Origin of the sequence: Ruegeria marisflavi (assembly GCF_025673445.1) — a bacterium.
Lineage (GTDB): Bacteria > Pseudomonadota > Alphaproteobacteria > Rhodobacterales > Rhodobacteraceae > Ruegeria_B > Ruegeria_B marisflavi.
Map to the genome: position 1 here is coordinate 15,411 of NZ_JAOVQN010000032.1, position 21,935 is coordinate 37,345.

Below are 21,935 nucleotides of genomic sequence, written 5' to 3' on the forward strand. Positions count from 1 at the left end.
CGGCCGCAGCCCGCCCGGTGTCCGGTCAGAACATCAGTCTGGTTCCGAACACGACCGAGAACGCGCCGTTCTCGTCGCCCGCGGCGCGGATCATATCCGCGGTACCGCCATAGGACCGCTCGTAGTTCACGCCCACATAGGGGGAAACCGCCCGGTCGATCAGGTCGTAGCTCAGCCGCAACCCGGCTTCGAGCGTGACCCCGCCCGCCGCCTGATTGTAGATCGGGTCATCCTGCAACGGCAGCGTCATTTCCAGACTTGGTGTCAGGACCAGACGGTTGGTCAGCATCGCCTCGTATTCGCCCTCAAAGCGAAAGAATGAGTTGTCCGACAGATACAGATCGGCGTCGATCTCGAACCATTGCGGCGCCAGGCCCTTGAGACCCAGAACCGCGTTATAGCGGTCGGGCAGCCCATCGGGCGTGTTCGCCTGAACACCCACAACCGCGTCGAAGAAGGTCGAGACCGGGAATTGCAGGCGAAGCTGGTTTTCGAGCGTCTCGAACCCGCCGGCACCCTGCACCCGCTCGCCTTCGCTGCGCCAGACGAGTTTCAGCTCGTCGGTGCCGATCAGGGCGTCGAAATCCCAGACAAAGGTGTCTTCGTCATCTCCCAGCCGGTATTCCAACTGCTCCGCCTGAAATCCGTAGATCAGCTGTTCCGCCTGCGCGGGAAGCGCCCAGATCATCGCCATCGCCCCGGCAAGGGCGGCATTACGCATCTTGTTCATCCTTGCTTCTCCATTCTGAGGGGACCGCATCACGCGGGGCCGCCTTCGATCACGACCTTGCGGAACATGCCCGCGTCTGCGTGGTAAGACAGGTGGCAGTGGAAGGCCCACTGGCCGGTCACGTCGACCTCGGTCTCGGTATAGACGGTGGTGCCGGGCGCAACACTGACCGTGTGCTTGATCGGGTCATACTGGCCCTTGCCGGTATCCAGGATCGACCACATGCCATGCAGGTGCATCGGGTGCGACATCATGGTTTCATTGACGAATTTGAATCGCACCCGCTCGCCGTATTTCAGCATGATCGGCTCTGCCTCGGACAGTTTCTTGCCGTTGATCGACCAGATATAGCGTTCCATGTTGCCGGTCAGGCGCAGCTCGATCTCTCGGGTGGCGGGGCGATCCTTGTAGAGCGGTTTGCGCGCCCGAAGGTCGTCATAGCTGAGGAATTTGCCGCCATTTGCCGCCTTCGGGGTCAACCCGCTGCCGGGGGCATAAAACGGGTCGCCCTGGCCCTTGGCATTGGTCATCGCGGAATGATCCATGCCCGCCATCGGTTGGTTTATGCCAGTCATGGTGGAGTGATCCATCGGCGCGGCCTTGGCCTGCGGCGCCGGTGCGGTTTGAGTCATTTGACTGTGATCCATACCCGCCATCGGTTGGTCCGTGCCGGTCATGGCAGAGTGATCCATCGGCGCGGCCGAGGCCTTGGGGGCCGGTGCGGCGTGACCCATCTGGCTGTGGTCCATGCCCTCCATCGGTTGCGGCTTGGGCTGCATGTTCATCTGGCTGTGATTCATACCGCTCATGTCGTCGAGCGGTTTGGTCGCGCTCTGCATGACATGACCTTCCATGCCCATGCCGCCCATCATGCCACTCATATCCGCCATGGTCAGGCGCGGCTTTTCACGCATTGAGGGCACAGGGCCCGCCATGCCTTCGCGCGGGGCAAGGGTGCCGCGCACCATGGCTGTACGGCCCATCGATTCCGCCACGATGCTGTAGACGCGGTTTTCCCTGGGCTGCACGATCACGTCATAGGTCTCGGCCACTGAGATCCGCAACTCGTCCACCGTGACCGGCTTGACGTCATTGCCGTCGGCCTGAACCACGGTCATCTTGAGGCCCGGGATGCGCAGGTCAAAATAAGCCATGGCCGACGAGTTGATCAGCCGCAGCCGTACCTTCTCGCCCGGCTTGAACAGGCCGGTCCAGTTCTGTTCGGTGCTTTCGCCGTTGATCATGGGGGTAAAGCCCTGGACGTCCTCGACATCCGTGGGCATCATCCGCATCCGGCCCCACATCTTGCGGTCTTCCAACGCCGCCTTGAGGCCGATATCGCCCGAATCCTTGATCAGGTCCTGCAAGGTCCGTTGCGAGCGGTTGTAGTAATCCGCCGACATTTTCAGGTTGCGCATGATCCGTTTGCCGCGTTGCGGGTGCGTATCGGTCAGCTGCACCACATAGTCGCGATCCGCACGAACACGTTCGCCACCCTTGGGCTCGATCACGATTGCGCCATAGGCGCCGTCCGGCTCCTGAAATCCTGAGTGGCTGTGAAACCAGTAGGTGCCGGCCTGCACGATCGGAAAGTTATAGGTAAAGGTCTCTCCCGGCTTGATGCCGTCAAAGCTGATCTTGGGCACGCCATCCTGGTTAAAGGGCAGGATCAGCCCGTGCCAGTGGATCGAGGTATCCTCGCGCAGGTTGTTGCTCACGTTCAGCATGACATTCTCACCTTCCTTGAAGCGCAGGATGGTGGGGGTCTGGCTGTTGTTGTAGCCAATACCGGACTTGCGGAACTTGCCCGCGTCGATGCGGATCTTGTCGACGGTGATATCATAGGTCCCGGCCTGGGCGGCGGCAGCCGCGGACAGGACAAGGGCACCGCTGGCAACAGCCGCGCGCAAGGGTGCGATGGGTGGCATCGTTGGTCCTTTGTTCAATTGAGTAGCTGGTCAGGAGGCCACAGCGGGATATCGCCGGTGCAACAGCCATGCGCGCTCGGCTGTGCCGAGGATGCATCTATGTATTGTTCGGCGGTCCAAAGGCCGATTTGCCGCGGCGACCGTCACGCTGAAAGACCGACGCGCAATGGGCTCACGTAAATGGCGTCACGCTTTGGGTGGTGGCAGATGCGCCTCGGGCGCTACAGACGCCAGACCGGACAGTTTCAGCGCGACAGCCAGCTTACCTGTTACTTCCGAAGGAAACGCCTTTTGCCACAGTTGCGGAATGACCGGTGTTTCACAGGTTGCGGCCTTGTGGCAAAGGTCGGGGTCCGGGCCGGACGTGTCGTGGCTGCCTGCTGTTTCGTGCTGGACGGCAAGCGCGTCTGTTGGCTGGCCTTCTGCATGTGCAGCCTGCGGCAGGAAAAGTGCTGATAGCGCAAGAATCAGTGCCAACGATATCCACATTTTTCCAGCGTATTTGCGCATAGACCAGGTTCCTTCGGCTCTCGTTTCATCTAGCTACTCAACGCCAGATCGCAACTCAAGGATACGTTTTGATACAATCCAGAGGCAGCCGTGACATCGGAGACCGGCAAACGATGGTTCACGGGAAAGGCTATGATACAGTCCGGAAATTGGCACCATTGAGATGCATCACCCTCAAGGCCAATCGCGACACGGAAACGCCGGTCGTGGTTTTGACTCTCGGAAAAGGTTCGCGGTACCGGTGGCGTTACGGCTGCGTTCTTGCCTGAACACTCATAAGTGTCAACGGCGTTGCCAAGTTATTTGAAGAGGATGGGAATAAGCATGAGACCGGACCATCAGACTGATAGCTCCGCAGCATAAGCTTGCCACAGCCTGAACGCGTCTGCTCTGGCATGGCGGTAGGAGAGAGTGGAAAGGCGATAGCGGCGGGGACGAAAGATCAGGTTGATTTGATCGTGGGCGGCGAGAAATCGTTGCGCCTGGCGTGGTGACTTGAACCGACCCATCATCTTTTCCCGCTTTGGCGTCGGCCGGTGTGACCCTTCGATCCGATTGTTGAGCCCCTTGTGCGCCCGATGGTCGGCGCCCGCCGCGATGGCCTTGATCGGCTTGGTATAGCTTCGCAGCTTGTCCGTGATCACCACACGCGGTTCACCATAGGCAGCAACCAGTCGGCCAAAGAAACGCTTTGCGGCTTTGGCATTGCGGCGAGGCTGGATCAAAATGTCGAGTACATCTCCATTGCCATCGATTGCACGCCACAGCCAATGTTTCACGACGTTGATCGGGACGACCACTTCGTCCATATGCCATTTGTCGTGCGGCCGGGGCCGGTCGCGTCGGATACAAGATGCGAACTGAGACCCGAACCGGTTCACCCAGAGACGAACCGCTTCCCGACTGACGATGACGCCACGCTCCGCCAGAAGGTCCTCGACATCCGCCGTGCTGAGAGCAAACCGATGATATGCCCAAACCGCATAGGCGATGATTTCACGAGGGAAACGGAAGCCCTTTAGCCGAGGCAATGAGGTCTGTATGGTCATGGTACCGCGCTATCTGAGAACGAAAACCCGATCAACTTGGCAATGCCCATCTATGCAATGGTGAAGGACGGGACACCGATCGACATCTACGCCTGATCGGCGGAAATAATGTTCCGTCAGATCAGGCAAATCGACGGCGCTGGGCCACGTTGATCGCCTCGATGGCGATCACCATGGCGATCACGGCCAAAGTGACGCTCGCCGCTTTGTCGTACTGGAACGAGCGCACGTAAGTCTGGATGTAGAAGCTGATTCCACCGGCGCCAACGATCCCGAGGATGAGCGACTCGCGCAGGTTTAACTCGAACCGAAAGATCGTGTCGCGCGCGATAACCGGCGCCATCTGTGGCCAGATCGCGTGCCTGAGTCTGGCTAGCGGCCCGGCACCGGCACTTTCCAGCGCGGCGATCGGCGCGCGGGAGACGCTGTCGATCGCCTCGGCGTAGAACTTGGCGAGCATGCCGGTCGCGTGGAAGGCAACCGCGATGATGCCTGGCAAGGGACCGAGACCGACCGCGCCCACCATCAACATCGCGACAAGGATCAATGGTATGGCACGGATGAAGGCGAGCAGCGACCGGACCGGGCGATAGAACAGCGGCGATACCATCGTCTCGGAGGCAAGAATCCCAAGCGGAACCGACAGGATCACGGCCCCCAGCGATCCGAGGACTGCGATCCACAGCGTCTCGGCGCTTCCCTTCAGGATCTCGTTCATCACGGTCGGATCCGGGGGAAACATCCTGCCGAGGAAGTCGACAATGCGTGGCCCAGCCGACATCAGGCGCGACAGATCGACGTCCGTCGTCGTGAATGACCACAAAACAGCACCGGCGATCAAGGCAATGGCCACGAAACTGCCAAGTCCGCGCGACCGCATCACCTTACCGCCTTCAGCCGGACGCCCGGCAGAGGTGCGGTTTCCCGGTAGAGATCCACTGTTGCTTCATCGTCAAGCTCGGTCGTCGGCAGGTCGAAGACGATCCGGCCTGCGCGCATGCCGACGATGCGCTGTGCGAACTGCCGTGCCAGTTCCGGCTGGTGCGACGAGAACAGGACGGTCGCGCCGCGTGCCTTCGCAGCCCCGGTCAGCAGCGTCAGGATTTCAGCGGCGCGTGCTGGGTCAAGGCTGCTCACGGATTCGTCAGCGAGGACCAAACGCGGTTCCTGGGCAAGACATCGTGCGATGGCCACGCGCTGCCGCTGCCCGCCGCTGAGACTGTCGACGCGCCGCTCGGCCAGATCGGCAATGCCGCAATCCGTCAGCGCGCCGCGTGCGACTTCCAGATCGCGTGGAGTGGGCGACCCGAGGACAGCGCGAATCGGGGACATGCGACCAAGCCGCCCGTTCAGCACGTTACGCAACACAGAGGAGCGTTCGGCCAAAGCGAATTCCTGGAACACGAACCCCGTGTCGGCGCGACGCGTGCGCGGCGGCGGATTATCGGGATCGAAAGGCGTTCCCAGAACAGCGATGTGGCCGTGCCACCCCCGCAGCCTTCCATCGAGCAACGCCAGCAACGTGGTCTTGCCCGCGCCGGACGCGCCAAGCAGGGCCACGCTTTCGCCCTCCGGCATCGAGAGCGAGACGCGTTCCAGCGCAGGCAGCCTCGCGCCCGGAGGGGAGAAACTCAGGTCCTCGATCTCGGTCGCCGCGCTCATTCCAAAAGATCGTATCGCCGCGCCATGTCGCGCACCCCATGATAAGCCGCAGGGTCCGCCCTGACGTAGCCATCCGGGCCGTAGAGGTAGAGGAGCATGTTGCGGTTTTCCGCTTCGTTGAGCCGCATCATCGCATCGACGAAGCGATCCCGAAGATCAGTGTCGAGACCCTGGCGCGCGATCACCAAGTGGCTGGGGGTCGGCTCGCTTTCCCCGATCCAGGTTACCTCGGCCTGTTGTGCCGGGGTCAGTAAAAGATCGGCATACTGGCTTGCACCGGCGGCATCGACAAGACCCTCGGCCATGGCTTGCATTGCCTGCTGGTAGTCGCCGGCGAAGTAGACACGGCCGAAAAATTCATCCGCCGCGCCGGGCCCTTCAACCAGACCCGCCTTCACGAACTCCGCAAGCGGATAGAGATAGCCCGACTCCGAGATCGGATCGGCGAAGGCAATGTCGCGGTCGCGAAGGTCGGCTAGGGTCTCGATCCCGCTGTCCCGGCGCACGAAAACGCGACCCGTGTAGCTTGGTGCGCCGCGGTAAACCTCAGACAGAAACGGCACCGCGCCGATCTCAGCCTCGGCCAGTACGAAGGGCAACGCGCCCATGAAGGAGATGTCCGCGTCGCCATTGCGTAGGGCTTCGACGGCGGCGGCATGGTCGATGGTCACGAACCCCTCGACCGGCACTTCGATTTCATTCGTCAGCCAGCCAGTGACGGCCTCGATATCGCCGAGCAGTTTCTCGGGGTTCTCCTGTGGAATGAATGCGAGGCGCAAGGCGAGATCTTGTGCCGCCAGCGGCGTAGCGTGCGACAGGGCTGTCGCACCCGCAAGGATCAGCGCGTTTCTGCGGGTCAGTTCGATCGCCATCAGAAAGCCCTCTCTTCGATATCGTCTGCCTCGGCCCGGAACGCGGCCCAGCTTGCCTCCGCAGTGTCCCAGTCTCCGTCGCGCACAGCCGCGCCGACCTCGGCCAGCCGTTCGGCCAAAGCATAGATGTCAGGCCTTGCTGCAAGATTGGACATCGTGCTGGCATCCGCCGCGAGGTCGGCGGCGACGGTACCGGTCAGGAGCAGAATGTGCTCTGCGTCCCGCCGGGGCAGCAGCGTGTCGAGGGTGGACGCAAAAGTCGTCAATTCCGAAAAGGTCAGCCGGAAGGCGGTGTTTTCAGCGTCGAAAGCCTCATACGGTTGATCCGCCGCGCCGACCGTTTCGAGATACGCGGTCAGATCCTAACGCTCCGCCCCGGTCAGGCCGAGCGAATTCGTGTCGTCGAACCAGTCGACCACGCTGGCGAGAGTCGGCAGCGATCCATCGTGGAAGTAAGGAGCTGTATAGGCGGTGCCGAGAAGGGTGGGTGTATCGACAGCACTGGCTCGCTCGCCCTCGTAGGCGGGATCGGCGGACCCGATGTCATGCGCCTGACGGTCGAGGAAATTGGCATCCGGCACGTGGCAACTGGCGCAGGAGCGGTCGCCAAGCCCGGCAAAGGGCCCGTTGAAAATCGCTTCGCCGCGCCGGGCGGCCTCGGGGGCCGCGTCCGTCAACCTGCCGTCCGTCGTCAGCATGGAGTTTGGCAAGAAGTCGAACTCCAGCAGGTAGGCGACCAGCGCGTCGAGCATGAAGGGGGTGGGTTCGGCGCCACCGAATTCGTTGACGATCACGTTGCGGGTGAAATCGCGAAGCGAGGCGAAGCGCCCGTCACGGCCATAGGGGCCGGTATGTGATGTTCCAGGCGGCCCTTGTTGCAAGCAATCACAATCCGGTTCTGAAGGTCTTCGCCGATCGACTGCGCGCCATAGGAAAACCGCACAAAGTGATCATCACTGCCGTCGCCAGAAAACTCGTTACCATCGCAAACGCGCTCTGCAATTCGCGTCAGAAATGGTCACCAAAGGCCGCATGAGAGATACAGTGGCTAAAGGTCCAGGTCACTCGCCGCTGCTTCAATTTCCGATACAATGGAGATGACGTCTTCTTCGCGCGTTCGATGATTAACGAAACATGCCCGGAGCGCGAATTGTCCGTTGACGGTTGCGTTTGACAAATAAACCCGGCTACGCGCGAGGACTCGGCGGAGCAGTGCCGCATTGTCCTGATATCGATGCCGAAAACACACCGCACTAAGTTCAACAGGCGTAAGAAGCTCCAATGTTGGGTTGGACCTTATCCTTTCAGCGAGTATCCGTGCATGGGTAAGATCACGTAAAATTGCCTGCTGGAAGGCATGGCGACCATGATAACGTAGTGACATCCACAACTTCAGTGCACGGAAGCGGCGCGAAAGCTCGAAAGTCTCCTCAAAAAACGCAAAACCTTCCACTGGATCTTCGCTGAACGTCCGGACGTAATCACCAGTCTGAGAGAACGTTTTTCGCGCAATTGAGGGGTCGCGGTATAGAACACACCCGCATTCGACTGGTTGGTAAAGCCATTTGTGTGCATCAAGGGTAAGGGAGTCTGCCAACTCCAAACCCCTGAATTTCTCTGGAACCGCCAGTGCGGCCAGACCGCCATACGCGCCGTCGACATGCAGCCAAAGTTTTTCCCTCTTTGCAATAGTTGCAATCTCTGTGAGCGGGTCGATGGCCCCTACATTGACCGTCCCAGCTGTTGCTATGATGGCGATGGGTGTATTTCCAGCGAGTCGATCTTCGGAGATTACCGACTCTAGAGCATCGACACGCATCCTGAAATTTTCGTCGCACGGTACAAGACGGAGGTTAGTTCGTCCGATGCCCAACATGGCAATTGCCTTGGGTACTGACATGTGCACCTGGTCGGATGTATAAATCGTGCAGGGACGAGCACCAGCCTCATTGGCTGGCATCTTGGCTTCCCTGGCCATGGTAAGTGCAATCAGGTTGCCCGCAGATCCTCCACCACACAGACTTCCCGCAAATCCGTCGCAGCCTACTGCATTCGCAAGCCATTGCACGACGGTGCGTTCTATTGCTACCGCGGAAGGTGCCGACCGCCACGCGCCTGCATTCTGGTTCAGAGCAGCTGCCAACAACTCACCGAGCGCCCCTACAGGCTCTCCCGACCCAAACACATAGCCGAAAAACCTGCCGCCGGAAGGCCGTGCATGTGCAGCAATCTCGCGGAACTCGTCCAAGACATCTGCACCAACCGGTTCATGGGGCCAAGGTTCCGAAAACAGGTCTTGTGTTGCCTTTCCGCTGACTTTGGGCACAGCCGGCCTGTCTTCCACCGATGACCAATACTCAAGCGCAAGTTCGAGCGCCCGCTCGCCCAATTTCGCCAGTTCTTCTTCAGTTGTCTCTAGCTCACGCACGATCGATAACCGTTAAGCAAGGCTGTATTGCGCCATCCAACGTACCACATGTCACGTGCAGGTGTTGAGAATTTTATTGAAAGTTCACTTCAGAGGACCGTGGTGAACGGATCGATCTTGGGGCGCAGTGACTTAATTTCCCATGATTTTATGCGACACGGACATAGGCCGCACGACCGAGACGGTTCATGCGGTTGAGGGTGTTGACAGCGATCCGGGTTTCGGTTGTCTGGGTCTCCATTTTGCGGCTGCGCAGTTTGGACCCGATGGCCTCCTTGTAGCGCCCAACCTGAGCTTCGCCACGTGACCTCTGACCGTAACCTGTGGCTTTCTGCCAAGCCATTCGGCCATGCCCGGTGGCTTTGTTGCAAAAATGGCTTGAAGGGCGGTCTTCCCCTTTCCCCGGACGGACTTATCCTACGGACACGGTGACGGGTATGCCAAGTGCGGTATAGCGGTTGAGTACCGCGATGCGGACTTGGATTTCCGCGACCTGCCGGTCGAAGTCCCGCGCCATGAGGCTCTGCCCCATCAGTTTCACACAATGCATCTTGCTTTCGACGCGGCTCTGGCGATGGTATCCGCTCCACCGTCGCCAGATAGCGCGACCGAGGTATCGCGACGCGTTGACCGCTTCGTTCCGAGCGATGGCCCCGGCGCTGGTGGGCTTCCACGGTTTGGCATTCTTCCGCGGCGGTATGACGGCGTGGGCATGGCGCTCGGCAATCGCGTCGTGGCATTTGCGCGTGTCGTAGGCCCCATCGGCGGTTACGGAGCTGATGTCCTGATCGGGCGGGATTTGGTTCAGCAATTTGGGCAGCATTGGCGCGTCACCGACATTGCTAGTGGTGACTTCCACGGCTCGGACTTCCAGCGTTTCTGCGTCGATCCCTATGTGTATCTTGCGCCAAACGCGCCGCTTCGGGCCACCGTGCTTGCGTGCGTTCCACTCGCCCTCACCTTTGGATTTGATGCCTGTACTATCGATCAGAAGGTTCTGCGGCACGGTTCCTCCGCGATACGGGAGGCTGACATTCAGGGTCTTCTGGCGACGGAATAGTGTGCTGTAATCCGGCACCGCCAGTCCAAATCGACCAGACGCAGCAGGCTCTGCACGAACCCGGTCGTTTGCCTGAGCGGCATCCCGAACAAAACCTTCAGGGTAAGGCAGGCCTGGATCGCAGCATCGCTGAAACGCTGTTGACGACCGCGCTTGCCGCCCGGCGGCGGCACCCAGACCATCTCCGGATCAAACCAAAGCTCAAGCGATCCGCGTCGCTTCAGCGCTTCATTGTAAGCCGACCAGTTCGTGGTCTTGTACTTCGTCGGGGTCCAACTGCTCATACCCTCCAGCTATCATGCTGGATTCACACAGGGAATCCTTCACCCCATTTGTGCAACAAAGCCCTGATGAACCCACCCGCGTTGACCAAACTGGTTGCTCGCATGGTCTCCGACGGCCTGGTCCATCGTCAGGTCGCCCAGACCGACCATCGCAAGATCAACGTGCTGACGACTGCCCTTGGGCGCAAGCGCATGATGCAGATCCGGCGCGAGATCGAAGATCAGGATGCCAGCATTCAGCGGCAGCTCGGCGAAAGCGACTCGCAGAAACTAATCAGCTTGCTTCAAGGCATCACATGAGTCGCCGGGCGGCAGAAATACTGTGAATTGGAGCGCCTGAACTCCTATAGCCGACCCAGTCCTAGGCGGATCTGTTGCAAACTTTTGGCTGTTGACGATGTCAGATGCCGCGGGTGAATGACTTTCGGTAAAATCAGTTGTCAACGGCGGTACGATTTCCGGCCACGGGGCGACGCGCTGCCTCAGCGGTCTCACCTGAATACCGGTTTACCCATCGGTTCTGCGTGGTGTGGTCCACTGAAACACCGCGCTCGGCCATGATTTCTTCCAGATCCCGGTAAGACACACAGTATCGGACGTAGGAAAACACCGAGGACAGGATCACATCCTTCGAATATTGCGCGCCTTTGAAGGAAATCATGAACTGACTTTCGACTGATTTTGCGAAAGTCATTCACCCGCGGCATCTGACATCGTCAACAGCCAAAAGTTTGCAACAGATCCGGATCCCCTTTTCAACGCTCCGACCGATCTCGGGCAAGTCGAATAAAATCGTAATTTGATTAGTGTCTGATATGTTTGAGCGTCTTTTTTTTAGTATTTTGCGCATTACATAATGCCTATGTGGAATTCTAGATTACTCCCGATAACTTTCACTTATCATTTCCCTATGAGATTCTCTCGATGTATGCCACACTGCCCACATGAAACACGTGCGATCCCATCCTTTCAGTCCCCCTGCCCTCGCCAAGACCGACCTCGAAACGCTAAACGATCTCTATGCAAGGGGTACTCCAGAGAACACTCTACGCGCGTACGAGCGCGATCTCGTTTATTTAACCGCTTGGAAACGCCTCCGCTTCAATGAGCCACTGGTCTGGCCCGAACGCCACGAATGTGCACTTCGTTTTGTGCTCGACCACTCCCGCGACCTGTCCGACGCGAACGACGACGCCCGCGACGTTGCCGAGGCAATGATCGCGCAGAGTTTGCGCCGATCGCTGTCTTGCCCTGCCCCATCGACTCTGAACCGGCGCATCGCATCCTGGCAGGCGTTTCACCGGATGAAGAACCTCGACAGCCCGTTTGACGCCCCCTTGCTGAAGCAGGCCCGCGCCAAGGCACGCCGGGCGGCGGCACGACCGACCAAGCCAAAATCCCGCAACCCAATCACCCGTCCGATCCTCGAACAACTGCTCGACACCTGCCACGGCTCGATGCGCGATTGCCGGGACCGGGCCATCCTAATGCTGGGTTGGGCCAGCGGAGGCCGACGAAGATCCGAGATTGCAATGCTGATGGCTGAGGATATCTCGCTCAAGGATTTCACCAAGGACGGCATCGTTTGGGTTTCGCTGGTTGAAACAAAGACAACCGCCCGCGGCGCCACGCCCCGGCTTGTGCTCAAGGGGCGCGCAGCACAGGCGCTTGTTCATTGGATCGAGGTTTCACGAATTGAGGACGGGCCGCTCTTTCGCCCGGTATCGAAATCAGACCGTCTGCTGAAACGCCGCCTGACTCCGGATGCAATCTATCAGATCGTCAAGCACCGCTTGCGCCTTGCCGGACTGCCTCAGGATTTTGCCAGCCCACATGGCCTGCGCTCGGGCTTTCTGACCCAGGCGGCGCTGGACGGCGCGCCGATCCAGGCGGCGATGCGACTCAGCCTGCATCGCTCCGTGGCGCAGGCACAGCGCTATTACGACGATGTAGAGATTGTCGAAAACCCTGCAACCGATCTGCTGGGGTAAGGCGGTCTTACCCACGGGTAAGACCGCAAATCGTCAGTCCTCTTGCAGGCTGTCGATCAATTTTGCCACCGCCTGTTCCAATTTCTGCCGGTCGATGCGGGTGAAATCCAGATTATAGCGCAGGTCGATCCGCCCGTTTGAAGCCGAACATTTCGCGATCCCGCTCGGGCGGCTGATCTGAAAGGTGGTCTTGGCCCGACGGGTCTTGTCGCCACTGGGCGCGGGCGTGCGCGCCTGCGGTTCCGGCGCCCCTGCCCCCTCGGCAAACCCACGCAGGATCGCCACCTCGTCCGCCGCACTCCGCCCCGGCTGCGCCAGCAAGGCAGAACTGACGATACCAACTAGCCCCGGATCGCCGTCCAGCTTGCGCTTGAGATCGACACCCACATTGCGCGGGATATCGTTCGGGTGCTCCAGCGACTTGCCCAGCATCATCAGCAGGCTGGCAAAGGCACGGATATAGCTGCGCTTGGTATAGCTGGCGGATTTGAACAGGACCGAAACCGCCTTGTCCACATCGCCACAGTCATTGGCAGGGTCTTCGGCATAGGCACGGGCCAGCGCGCCCATCTCGGCAAACGAGATATCCTTGCGGATCAGGTTCTCGTCCACCATGCGGCGGTATTGATCATCCGTCGACGCATTGGCCAGGATGCCCGCCGGGATGCGCGCGAACCGCTCGTCCCCGGTTTCCTCGTAGAGCGCGCGATAGGCCGACAGGCGCCGCATGCCCTGCACCAGCTCGTACCCGCCATCGGCGCGCTTCTCGACCCGGATCGGGTTCGACAGTCCTATTTCGCGGATAGAGGTTTTCAGCTCATCCAGCTCCGGGTCCGGCCCCTGCGCCCGATCGCGGGTCAGCCGATCAGCATGGACCGCATCAAGCGGCACCAGGTCGGTGATCAACCCCTCTTTCTTCAGCCGCACCAGTTCATGCGCAAGTTGATCGTTTTCGGCGCGGATGCGATCCTCGGTCACTTGCCGGTCGCGCAGCGCATCTGCGTTTTCCGATATTGCCGTCGCCATCGGGCCGCGCCGGTGTTTGTCCAGCACCTTGTCGGGCACCTTCCCGACCGGAATATCCTCCATCGCCGGCATGTCGATATCGAAGATTCTGCGCTTGCGGGTCATGCGTCATCCTCCAGCTTGGACCAGGCCGACAACATCACCTCGCGGAACTCGCGATAGGCATTGTCGAAGGTGCCGCGCGCGCGGCGCCAGGTTTCCCGCGTCATCTCGCGGTAATCCATTTCGTAGACCGAATTGAGGAAGCGGCCGGATTGTTCCACCGCGCGCGTCATCTCGACAGGGTGGTCGGTGACGTGATGGCCGAACACCTTGCGGAACGCCTCGTACATGGCCTGGTGCAGGGCATTGCCCGGTTCATAGCGGGTGAGGATAAAGCGGATCTCGGCAAAGGTCTTGGGCAGGCCGATCTTACCCGTGGGTAAGACGCCGTCGAACCCGTGCGACAGATCCTCCAGCGCCTCGGCCAGCTGACCGATGAAAGAGGTGGTCGAGTCATATTCCCAGTATCCGGGCCCCGAGGGGATATAGAGCATGTCGGCGGCAAACACCGCATTCATCGACTGGTATCCGATGGCTGGTGGGCAATCGAACAGGATCAGATCATAGGCGTCATCGGGAATCTGATCGAGATAGCGCGACACCGCGGCAAAGAAGGACCATTCCGGGTTCAGGTGCCGGTACTGCGCGCTGGCGAATTCGACAAAGGCCGCGTTGGCGCAGGAGGGGATCGCGTCGATCGTCGACCAGGAACTGGGCTTGATGAAATCACCCACCCGCAGATCGCTCAGCCCCATGCCGGTGATCGAGGCGGGCAACTGGCGGCGGGGCAAGGCGGTGCCGCTTTCGGCGGCGGCGGCGCGGTTGTTCATCCGCTCGGTTTCGCGGATCAAGTCGCGCGCCATGATGCCCCAGACGGTATAATCCTCGGCCACGTCGGTCAGACCCATGGAGTGGCTCAGCGTCGCCTGCGGGTCGAAATCAACCACCAGCACACGATAGCCATCCAGTGCGGCGGCATGGGCCAGATGCAGCGCGACTGTGGATTTGCCTGCGCCGCCCTTGAAGTTGGCCACAGCCGCGCGAATCGCGCGTTTGCCCGCCGGGCGCGGCGGCATCAGCGACTTGCGGTTGATCTTGAGCCGGCGGCGCAGCTCGTTCACCTCTTCCAGGCTGAACCAGCGCTGGCGGCCATCAGGCTCGACCTCGCCGCCGGGCAGGGTGGGGTCAGCGACCAGCTTTCCGCGAAAGGTCGACTGGTTGACGTTGAAGATCAGCTCGCTCACCTCCCAGCTGGAAAAGCGGCGGAGCGTCTTTTCCATCTCGGGGCTGAAGGTCTGCTGCCGGATCCAGCCTTGCAGCTTCAGCGACTGGTTGCGCAGGTGACTCAGGTCTTCGTGTGTATACATGCCTCGGGCTTCCTTTGTCTCAGGACGCTAATTTTCTATGCTTACCCATTTACGCTGTATTTGCATTTATGGCAAAAGGAAATATCATGAGGATGCTTTCTTACCCGCGGGTAAGAAAGCCCTTGAAAACAGGGGGCTTCCGATTCGGGACCAGGGCAGACCGAGCGTAGCGATTCGAGCGAGTCTCTTTGGTGTCGCTCCGCAAGATATGGGGTCACACAGGCTCCGGAACACCCCTGATAGGGGGACAAAAGGGGCTAATACGGGGACAACCACAATGTCCCCCCTCACCAATACTTCACCCTTTTTCTTTCTTTGAAAAGGGGAAGGGGAGGGGGCCTCTCGCCAAGCCGCTTGACAGAATCGAAGCTTTGGACGCTAATTGTCACAAGATCGGGAAAAGCGTTGGGAAGACGCCGGACCGCCGGCACGGGACGCCAGATCCCATCGTCGAGGCAGACGAGCAGAGAGTTGGATGATGCAGATCGCAAAACCGGTCGGGCGCAATGCCTCGGCCCTGAAATACGATATACTGTCGGCGCTGGCGGTGCATGCCCTGGCCGGTGACAAACATCGCCAGCGGCTGATCCTGCGGCTTTCGGCGCTGATCACCACCCGATACAATTGGCAACGTAACGAACTGTCCATCGGCCGGGACGAGATCGCGCGGCTGTGGTCGGTGGACGAACGCACCGTGAAACGCGAGATGGCGCGGCTGCGCTCGCTGGGCTGGGTCACGGTGAAACGTCCGGGCGTGCGGGGTCGGGTCAGTGTCTATGAACTGGACCTGAAACAGTTGCTGCTGGACACGCGCGACAGCTGGGCGGTGATCGGTCCGGATTTCCAGGCGCGATTGGATGAAGCCCCGCAAACCGAAACCGCGGGCAATGTGGTGCCGCTGCATGTGCCGCCACCGCGGGCCGAGACCAGTGACGATCCGGTCTGGGCGCAGGTGCAGGCGGCGCTGCACGGGCGCGACCCGGAGTTGTGGTCGAGCTGGTTCCAACATCTGACCGAGTTGGAACGCGGCGACGGGCGCGCGGTGCTGATGGCGCCCAGCCGGTTCATGGCCGATTACATCGCCGCAAAATGGAGCGGGCGATTGCTCGCTGTCTATTCGCGCCTCGACCCCTCGATCCGGTCAATCCGGATCGAGGCGGCGGGGTAGGGGGCAGCGAGGGCGCCCGCAGGGCGGAGGAGCGGGCGCCTAGCGTTTGCGCAGCGCGTCCTGAAGCGCCGCCCCCAGCGCGCCAGAGCCGCCACCGCCCTTCGGCCCCGATTGCATCGGCCCGCGCGGGTTACGATCCCTGGGGCCGCCCGAGCGCGCCGGTTTCTCCTGCCGGGCCGAGGCGCCGCCATCCTTGCGCATGCTCAGACCGATCCGCTTGCGCGGCACATCGACCTCGGTCACCGTGACCTTGACCACCTGACCGGTCTTGACCACCTCATGCGGGTCCTTGACGAACCGGTCGGCCAGCTGGCTGACATGCACCAGCCCGTCCTGATGCACCCCGATATCGACAAAGGCGCCAAAGGCCGCGACATTGGTCACCGTGCCCTCCAGCACCATGCCCGGGCGCAGGTCGGTGATATCCTCGACCCCATCGGCAAAGGACGCGGTCACGAAACTGGGGCGCGGGTCGCGGCCGGGTTTTTCCAGCTCGGCCAGAATGTCGCGCACGGTGGGCAGGCCGAACGTGTCGGTCACGAACTGTTCGGCGCGCAGGCCTTTCAAAGCGCCCTCATGCCCCATGATCTGGCGGATATTGCGGCCACAGGCGCCGACGATGCGGCGGGCGACCTCATAGGCCTCGGGGTGTACGGCGCTGGCATCTAGCGGCTCCTTGCCGTCGCGGATGCGCAGAAAGCCCGCGCATTGTTCAAACGCGCGCGGGCCAAGGCGGGCCACCTTGAGCAGGTCGCGCCGCGCGGCAAAGGCCCCGTTCATGTCGCGATGGGCGACGATGGCCTCGGCCAGACCCGGCCCCAGCCCCGAGACATGCGCCAGCAGCGGCGCGGAGGCGGTGTTGAGGTCGACACCAACCGCGTTCACCACATCCTCGATCACGGCCTCCAGCATCTGGCCCAGCCGGTGCTGGTCGACATCGTGCTGATACTGGCCGACGCCGATGCTTTTGGGTTCGATCTTGACCAGTTCGGCCAGCGGGTCCTGCAGCCGCCGGGCGATCGACACCGCCCCGCGCAAGGAAACGTCAAGCCCCGGGAATTCGCGCGCCGCCAGTTCCGAGGCGGAATAGACCGAGGCGCCGGCCTCGCTCACCACCACCTTGGTGGGCGTCTTCACCGATTTCGGCAGCAATTTCAAAGTGTCGGCCACCATCCGCTCGGTCTCGCGGCTGGCGGTGCCGTTGCCGATGGCGATCAGTTCGATGCCGTGCTGGGCGATCATCCGCGCGATGCTGGCCTGCGCCCCGCGCAGGTCGTTCTTGGGCTGGAAAGGATAGAGCGTATCGGTTGCCACCAGCTTGCCCGTGGCATCGACCACCGCCGCCTTGACCCCGGTGCGGATGCCGGGATCAAGCCCCAGCGTCGGACGTGCCCCGGCCGGGGCGGCAAAGAGCAAGTCCTTGAGATTACGAGCAAAGACCTGGATTGCCTCTTCCTGAGCGCGGGCGCGCAGATCGCTCATCAGGTCGACCATCATCGACAGCGACAGTTTCACCCGCCAGGTCCAGCCCGCGACCTTGCGCAGCCACGCGTCACCGGGGCCGGACCCGCGGGTTTCCAGCCGGGACGCCACCATGGTTTCGGCGCGCGCCGCGCCCTCGGCATCGGGGGCGATATCCAGCGTCACGACACCCTCTTTCTGGGCGCGCAGCATGGCCAGCGCCCGGTGCGACGGCGTGGTGGCCCATTTCTCGGAATGGGCGAAATAGTCGGAGAACTTTGCACCCGCCTGTTCCTGCCCCTCGATCACCTTGGCGCTCAGCATCGCCTCGCGGTGGAGAAAGGCGCGCAACTCGCCCAGCAGGGTGGCATCCTCGGTCAGGTGTTCGGCCAGGATGTCGCGGGCGCCGTTCAGCGCGTCCTTGGGGGTGGGCACCGCCTCGGAGAGATAGCCCTCGGCCAGCGCCTCGGGCTCGGCGCCGCGGTCGGCCAGAATGGCCTCGGCCAGCGGTTCCAGCCCGTTCTCGCGGGCGATCATCGCCTTGGTGCGGCGCTTGGGCTTGTAGGGCAGATAGATGTCTTCAAGCTGCGCCTTGGTCTCGGCCCGCGCGATGGAGAGCGACAACTCGTCGGTCAGCTTGCCCTGATCGCGGATCGAGCCCAGGATCGTTTCGCGCCGCGCCTCAAGCTCGCGCAGATAGGTGAGCCGGTCGGCCAGCGTGCGCAGCTGGGTGTCGTCCAGCCCCCCGGTCGCCTCTTTGCGGTAGCGGGCGACAAAGGGCACGGTGGCGCCTTCGTCCAGCAGTTTGACCGCGGCATCCACCTGTTCGGGGCGGGCATTGATTTCGGCGGCGATGGTGCGGGCGATACGGTCCAAGAAAACTTCTCCCAGATAGGTTGGAGATCCTATCTAGCCAGCGGGACAGGGGAGGGGAAGGGGGAGCGGTGCACGCTTAAACGCGCCGGTTGGGGTATTTGCTGATTGAGCCGCGCAGATAAGAAAAATGTCGGCATTGAGCCCTTTAACGACGTTGATCCGAGGCGCAGCAGTCGCCGCTATGTGCTGAACCGGTCATTCTGCGCAGGTCTTCCGGCGCCTACAAGCCATTGAAGGCGAGTCGCACTCCAGGCTCAACGTCATGGCAAGAATGTGATATTGTTTGTATGGGAAAGGAGGGGTTTGCGTTGAAAGCCTTAGCGATGACAAGAATCCGGGGATGGGGTCCCTTTCCCGAACTTGTTCGCGACATGGCCGGAGATCGCGCGCTCAACCGCATCCTGCAAAGCCACGATCTTCCCCTCAGCGTTCTCGATGCGCCAGAGCATCGGGTCCCTTTGGCCAAGATGATCCGCGTAATGGAGGCGGCTGCGCGTACGATCGGTGACGCGGAATTCGGTGTAAGCCTTGGCAGCAAAACCACTGCGCTCGATTACGGGAATTGGGCCGGCTATGCTTATTGTGCTCCCACGCTTGGCCAAGCCCTCCACCGTGTTTGCAGGACATTGTGGGCGCACGAAAGCGGCACAAAGATGTACTTGTCCTTACGTGAACATCACGTTGTCTGGTGCTATAAATCAGGTCTTGCAGGCTATGAAAACACACGTCATTTCTCGGACCACCTCTTCGAAACGATGTTTGTTTTCTTTCGGGGGTTCCTGGGCGAGGGGTGGCGACCCGATTGGGTGGAAGTCGACTACGAAAAGCCAGCGCGAACGGAAAAATTAAGTGCCCTTGTTCAAAATGAAATCCTTTTCGGCCGTCCAAATTACGGTGTGGCGGTCAGGAAAGCGGACCTGGGTACAAGGCTCTCCGGGCCGCTTCCGTTCGCTCGACCCATTACGTCACTTGATTTAGTGGCACCACGCGACGGGAAGCAAACCGCGTTCCTTGATGATATCCTGAAACTCATTGACCTTCGATTGATGGATCGCATCGTCGACCTCGATGGATTTTCAAGGGCCTTGGATCTGGGTCCGAGAACTGTCCAACGGCAGCTGAGCAAACTCGGGTACACCTATAAGCATCTCCTTGAAATTGCACGCAGCAGGCGTGCGATGGCGTTCCTTTTGGAAACCGATCTGCCTGTGAAAAAGATAGCCGCCGAGCTGTGCTATGACGCACCGGAAAATTTTACTCGCGCGTTCCGCAAGTGGCAGGGTGTCTCTCCATCCGAATACCGGGCAAAGGCCCAGCGAAGCCAGTGAAAGATTCCTGTGTACCCAGGCGATTGTCGCGAAATGACAGGTCTCGTGAGTAGACAAGACTTTTGCCAAGGGTAACCTTTGAGTGGAAACGGAGCGGCAAACGCACTGGTCTGCCATAACCGGACTTTTCGGGCCTCCGTAGTGCCATTTTCAGGAGGGAGTTCAAATGACCACACGTCGTAATTTCATTAAGTCCGCCCCGGCGCTCGGAGCGGCATTTGCAGTGGCTCCAACATTCATTTCAGAGGAGGGAGCGGCGTATGCGCAGAGTGCAACGCCAGCCGAGGGGCACTTCCATCCGAAGGGCAAGGCGCCTTCGGAACACACTTTGAAAATCCTGGCTGAAGCACGCAACACGCTGCCGTTCTCGGATACACGCGACTTCGATGAGCAAGCGCGCGGTTTCATCGCGCCGATGCCAGAAGACACGATCATGGCGGATTCAGGCAATATCGCCTGGGACATGGCAAGTTTCCGCTTCTTCGACGAAGACAAGGATTGGCCCAGCATCCATCCCTCACTGCAACGGATTTCCCGTCTGAACCAGAATTATGGTCTCTATGAAGTGATCCCGGGTATCTATCAGGTGCGCGGACTTGATCTATCGGACGTCTCCTTTGTGCGCGGCGAAACTGGATGGGTCGTCATCGATCCATTGATGAGTGCGGAAACTTCGCGGGCGGCTTGGAATCTCTTCCAAGAACATGTTGGCGATGGCCTGCCTGTAACGGCGGTGATTTATTCACATTCCCATGGTGACCACTGGGGCGGTGTACGTGGCATCGTCGACGAGGCCGATGTGCACGCCGGCAAGGTGGAGATCATCGCGCCGCGCGCCTTCATGGAATTCACAATTTCCGAGAATGTCTACGCGGGAAACGCTATGAACCGCCGGCTGTCCTATCAGTATGGCCAGCAGCTTCCAATCAACCCGTACGGATTTGCTGGACAGGGGCTGGGACACCGGGTGTCTCTTGGCGCAGTCGGACTAATCGCACCAACAAAGATTATCGAAGAAGACATCGAATATCTCGAGGTGGATGGCGTGCGCATGGTGTTCCAGAACACGCCAGGGACCGAAGCTCCGTCCAACATGAACACTTACATTCCCGGGATGAAGGCGCTTTGGATGGCTGAGAACATCACGGGCACTCTGCACAACATCTATACGTTGCGCGGGGCTCCGGTGCGCGATCCTCTGCGCTGGTCGAAGTACATCTCCCGGGCGCTGCACCTGTTTGGCGAGGAAGCTGAGGTGATGTTCCAGTCGCACCACTGGCCGCGCTGGGGCAATGACCGCATTCAAGAGGTGATGCGGGCGCAGCGCGACATGTATGCGCATTTCAACAACCAGGTGCTGCACTTCGCCAACCAGGGCGTGACGATCAACCAGATCCAGAACGTCTATGAAATGCCCAAGAACCTGCAGAATGAATGGCACTGCCGAGGCTACCACGGCTCACCCGAGCACAACAGTCGAGGAGTGATCCAGCGATACTTGGGGTTCTGGGATGCCAATCCCGCAACGCTGATCCCGCCATCGCCCGAAGCATCGGCGCCCCTCTACGTCGAGATGATGGGCGGGTCGGACAAGATCATGGCCAAAGGACAAGAGCTTTTCGCGGCTGGTGAGTACAAGATGGCCGTCGAAGTCCTAAACAAACTCTTCCTCGCTGAGAACGACAACCAGCCAGCACGTGATCTTCTTGCGGACTGTTATGAGCAGCTTGGTTACCAGCAGGAAAACCCGGGGCTGCGAAACAGTTACTTGTCGGGTGCTTACAAACTGCGTTCTGGTATTTCCGATGCACCAACGGTGAGCTCAACCAGTGCTGATGTGATCCGGGCGATGTCCACGGAGTTGTTCCTGAATTTCCTCGGCATCAAGATGGACAGCCGCAAAGCCGAAGGTATGCGGTTCACCATCAACCTGGTTACGCCAGACAATGGCGAGAAGTTCATCATCGAAATGGAGAATGCGACCCTGACCAATATCGAGGGTTACCAGGCCGACAACCCGGACCTGACTCTGGTGATTGACCGTTCGGACCTGGAAATGACAATGATGGGCGCGGTCGATCTAGGGTCTGTTGAGATTCACTTTGAGTTCAGGAGAGCGGCGCAGGCATTGATGATTGCCGTAAAGCTGAGGT

19 protein-coding genes and 2 pseudogenes are annotated in these 21,935 nt (G+C 60.3%); 5 read left to right on the forward strand and 16 right to left on the reverse strand.

Going from position 1 to position 21,935, the window contains the following annotated elements:
- Positions 1-25: 25 nt before the first annotated feature.
- From OEZ49_RS21010 to OEZ49_RS21070, 12 genes and pseudogenes are all read right to left on the reverse strand, one after another.
- Positions 26-730: a copper resistance protein B gene (locus OEZ49_RS21010; RefSeq protein ID WP_263390123.1), complete on the reverse strand. Its 705-nt coding sequence runs from the start codon at positions 728-730 to the stop codon at positions 26-28.
- Between the two features lie 29 nt (positions 731-759).
- Positions 760-2,658, reverse strand: coding sequence for a multicopper oxidase domain-containing protein (locus OEZ49_RS21015; RefSeq protein ID WP_263390124.1), 1,899 nt, complete (start codon positions 2,656-2,658; stop codon positions 760-762).
- A 186-nt stretch (positions 2,659-2,844) separates the two neighbouring features.
- Positions 2,845-3,168 (reverse strand): hypothetical protein, encoded by a 324-nt coding sequence (locus OEZ49_RS21020; protein WP_263390125.1) that lies wholly within the window; start codon positions 3,166-3,168, stop codon positions 2,845-2,847.
- 338 nt (positions 3,169-3,506) lie between these two features.
- Positions 3,507-4,217, reverse strand: a complete 711-nt coding sequence (locus OEZ49_RS21025) for an IS6 family transposase (protein ID WP_263390126.1) — start codon at positions 4,215-4,217, stop codon at positions 3,507-3,509.
- A gap of 121 nt (positions 4,218-4,338) precedes the next feature.
- On the reverse strand, positions 4,339-5,097 hold the full coding sequence (phnE, locus tag OEZ49_RS21030; RefSeq protein WP_263390127.1) for a phosphonate ABC transporter, permease protein PhnE: 759 nt from the start codon (positions 5,095-5,097) through the stop codon (positions 4,339-4,341).
- Positions 5,097-5,879: a phosphonate ABC transporter ATP-binding protein gene (locus OEZ49_RS21035; protein WP_263390128.1), complete on the reverse strand. Its 783-nt coding sequence runs from the start codon at positions 5,877-5,879 to the stop codon at positions 5,097-5,099. Before OEZ49_RS21035 ends, phnE begins: the two co-directional genes overlap by 1 nt.
- Complete coding sequence (locus OEZ49_RS21040) at positions 5,876-6,751, reverse strand: phosphate/phosphite/phosphonate ABC transporter substrate-binding protein (protein ID WP_263390129.1); 876 nt, start codon at positions 6,749-6,751, stop codon at positions 5,876-5,878. Before OEZ49_RS21040 ends, OEZ49_RS21035 begins: the two co-directional genes overlap by 4 nt.
- Positions 6,751-7,017 carry a hypothetical protein gene (locus tag OEZ49_RS21045; protein ID WP_263390130.1) on the reverse strand — a complete coding sequence of 89 codons (267 nt, stop codon included), beginning with the start codon at positions 7,015-7,017 and terminating at the stop codon, positions 6,751-6,753. The genes OEZ49_RS21040 and OEZ49_RS21045 overlap by 1 nt, the downstream gene beginning before the upstream one ends.
- A 96-nt stretch (positions 7,018-7,113) precedes the next feature.
- Positions 7,114-7,632, reverse strand: a complete 519-nt coding sequence (locus tag OEZ49_RS21050; protein ID WP_263390131.1) for a cytochrome-c peroxidase — start codon at positions 7,630-7,632, stop codon at positions 7,114-7,116.
- A 167-nt stretch (positions 7,633-7,799) separates the two neighbouring features.
- Positions 7,800-9,179 carry a pyridoxal phosphate-dependent decarboxylase family protein gene (locus tag OEZ49_RS21060; RefSeq protein ID WP_263390132.1) on the reverse strand — a complete coding sequence of 460 codons (1,380 nt, stop codon included), beginning with the start codon at positions 9,177-9,179 and terminating at the stop codon, positions 7,800-7,802.
- Between the two features lie 148 nt (positions 9,180-9,327).
- Complete coding sequence (locus tag OEZ49_RS23120) at positions 9,328-9,522, reverse strand: hypothetical protein (protein WP_397545692.1); 195 nt, start codon at positions 9,520-9,522, stop codon at positions 9,328-9,330.
- Positions 9,523-9,591: 69 nt separating this feature from the next.
- Positions 9,592-10,523 (reverse strand): annotated as a pseudogene (locus tag OEZ49_RS21070) (IS5 family transposase).
- A gap of 66 nt (positions 10,524-10,589) precedes the next feature.
- On the opposite strand from OEZ49_RS21070, the gene OEZ49_RS21075 reads away from it, so the two are divergent.
- The gene (locus OEZ49_RS21075) at positions 10,590-10,823 is read left to right on the forward strand and encodes a MarR family winged helix-turn-helix transcriptional regulator (RefSeq protein WP_263390133.1); all 234 of its coding nucleotides are present in this window, start codon (positions 10,590-10,592) and stop codon (positions 10,821-10,823) included.
- A 169-nt stretch (positions 10,824-10,992) separates the two neighbouring features.
- Here OEZ49_RS21075 and OEZ49_RS21080 read toward each other — a convergent pair.
- Positions 10,993-11,184, reverse strand: a pseudogene (locus OEZ49_RS21080) (IS6 family transposase); the annotation flags it as partial.
- A gap of 490 nt (positions 11,185-11,674) precedes the next feature.
- Between OEZ49_RS21080 and OEZ49_RS21085 the strand changes: the two are divergent.
- Positions 11,675-12,514: a tyrosine-type recombinase/integrase gene (locus OEZ49_RS21085; protein WP_263390134.1), complete on the forward strand. Its 840-nt coding sequence runs from the start codon at positions 11,675-11,677 to the stop codon at positions 12,512-12,514.
- A gap of 33 nt (positions 12,515-12,547) precedes the next feature.
- On the opposite strand, the gene OEZ49_RS21090 is transcribed toward OEZ49_RS21085, so the two are convergent.
- Positions 12,548-13,645 (reverse strand): ParB/RepB/Spo0J family partition protein, encoded by a 1,098-nt coding sequence (locus OEZ49_RS21090; RefSeq protein ID WP_263390135.1) that lies wholly within the window; start codon positions 13,643-13,645, stop codon positions 12,548-12,550.
- A complete protein-coding gene (locus tag OEZ49_RS21095; protein ID WP_263390136.1) occupies positions 13,642-14,949 on the reverse strand; it encodes an AAA family ATPase in 1,308 nt (435 codons plus the stop codon). Before OEZ49_RS21095 ends, OEZ49_RS21090 begins: the two co-directional genes overlap by 4 nt.
- Positions 14,950-15,424: 475 nt before the next feature.
- On the opposite strand from OEZ49_RS21095, the gene OEZ49_RS21100 reads away from it, so the two are divergent.
- The gene (locus OEZ49_RS21100; RefSeq protein WP_263390137.1) at positions 15,425-16,117 is read left to right on the forward strand and encodes a DnaA N-terminal domain-containing protein; all 693 of its coding nucleotides are present in this window, start codon (positions 15,425-15,427) and stop codon (positions 16,115-16,117) included.
- 39 nt (positions 16,118-16,156) lie between these two features.
- On the opposite strand, the gene OEZ49_RS21105 is transcribed toward OEZ49_RS21100, so the two are convergent.
- Positions 16,157-18,454 carry a Tex family protein gene (locus OEZ49_RS21105; protein WP_263390138.1) on the reverse strand — a complete coding sequence of 766 codons (2,298 nt, stop codon included), beginning with the start codon at positions 18,452-18,454 and terminating at the stop codon, positions 16,157-16,159.
- Positions 18,455-18,762: 308 nt separating this feature from the next.
- Between OEZ49_RS21105 and OEZ49_RS21110 the strand changes: the two genes are divergently transcribed.
- Complete coding sequence (locus OEZ49_RS21110) at positions 18,763-19,782, forward strand: AraC family transcriptional regulator (RefSeq protein WP_263390139.1); 1,020 nt, start codon at positions 18,763-18,765, stop codon at positions 19,780-19,782.
- A gap of 166 nt (positions 19,783-19,948) precedes the next feature.
- Positions 19,949-21,935: alkyl/aryl-sulfatase (locus OEZ49_RS21115; protein WP_263390140.1), on the forward strand; the 1,987-nt coding region annotated here is incomplete at its 3' end.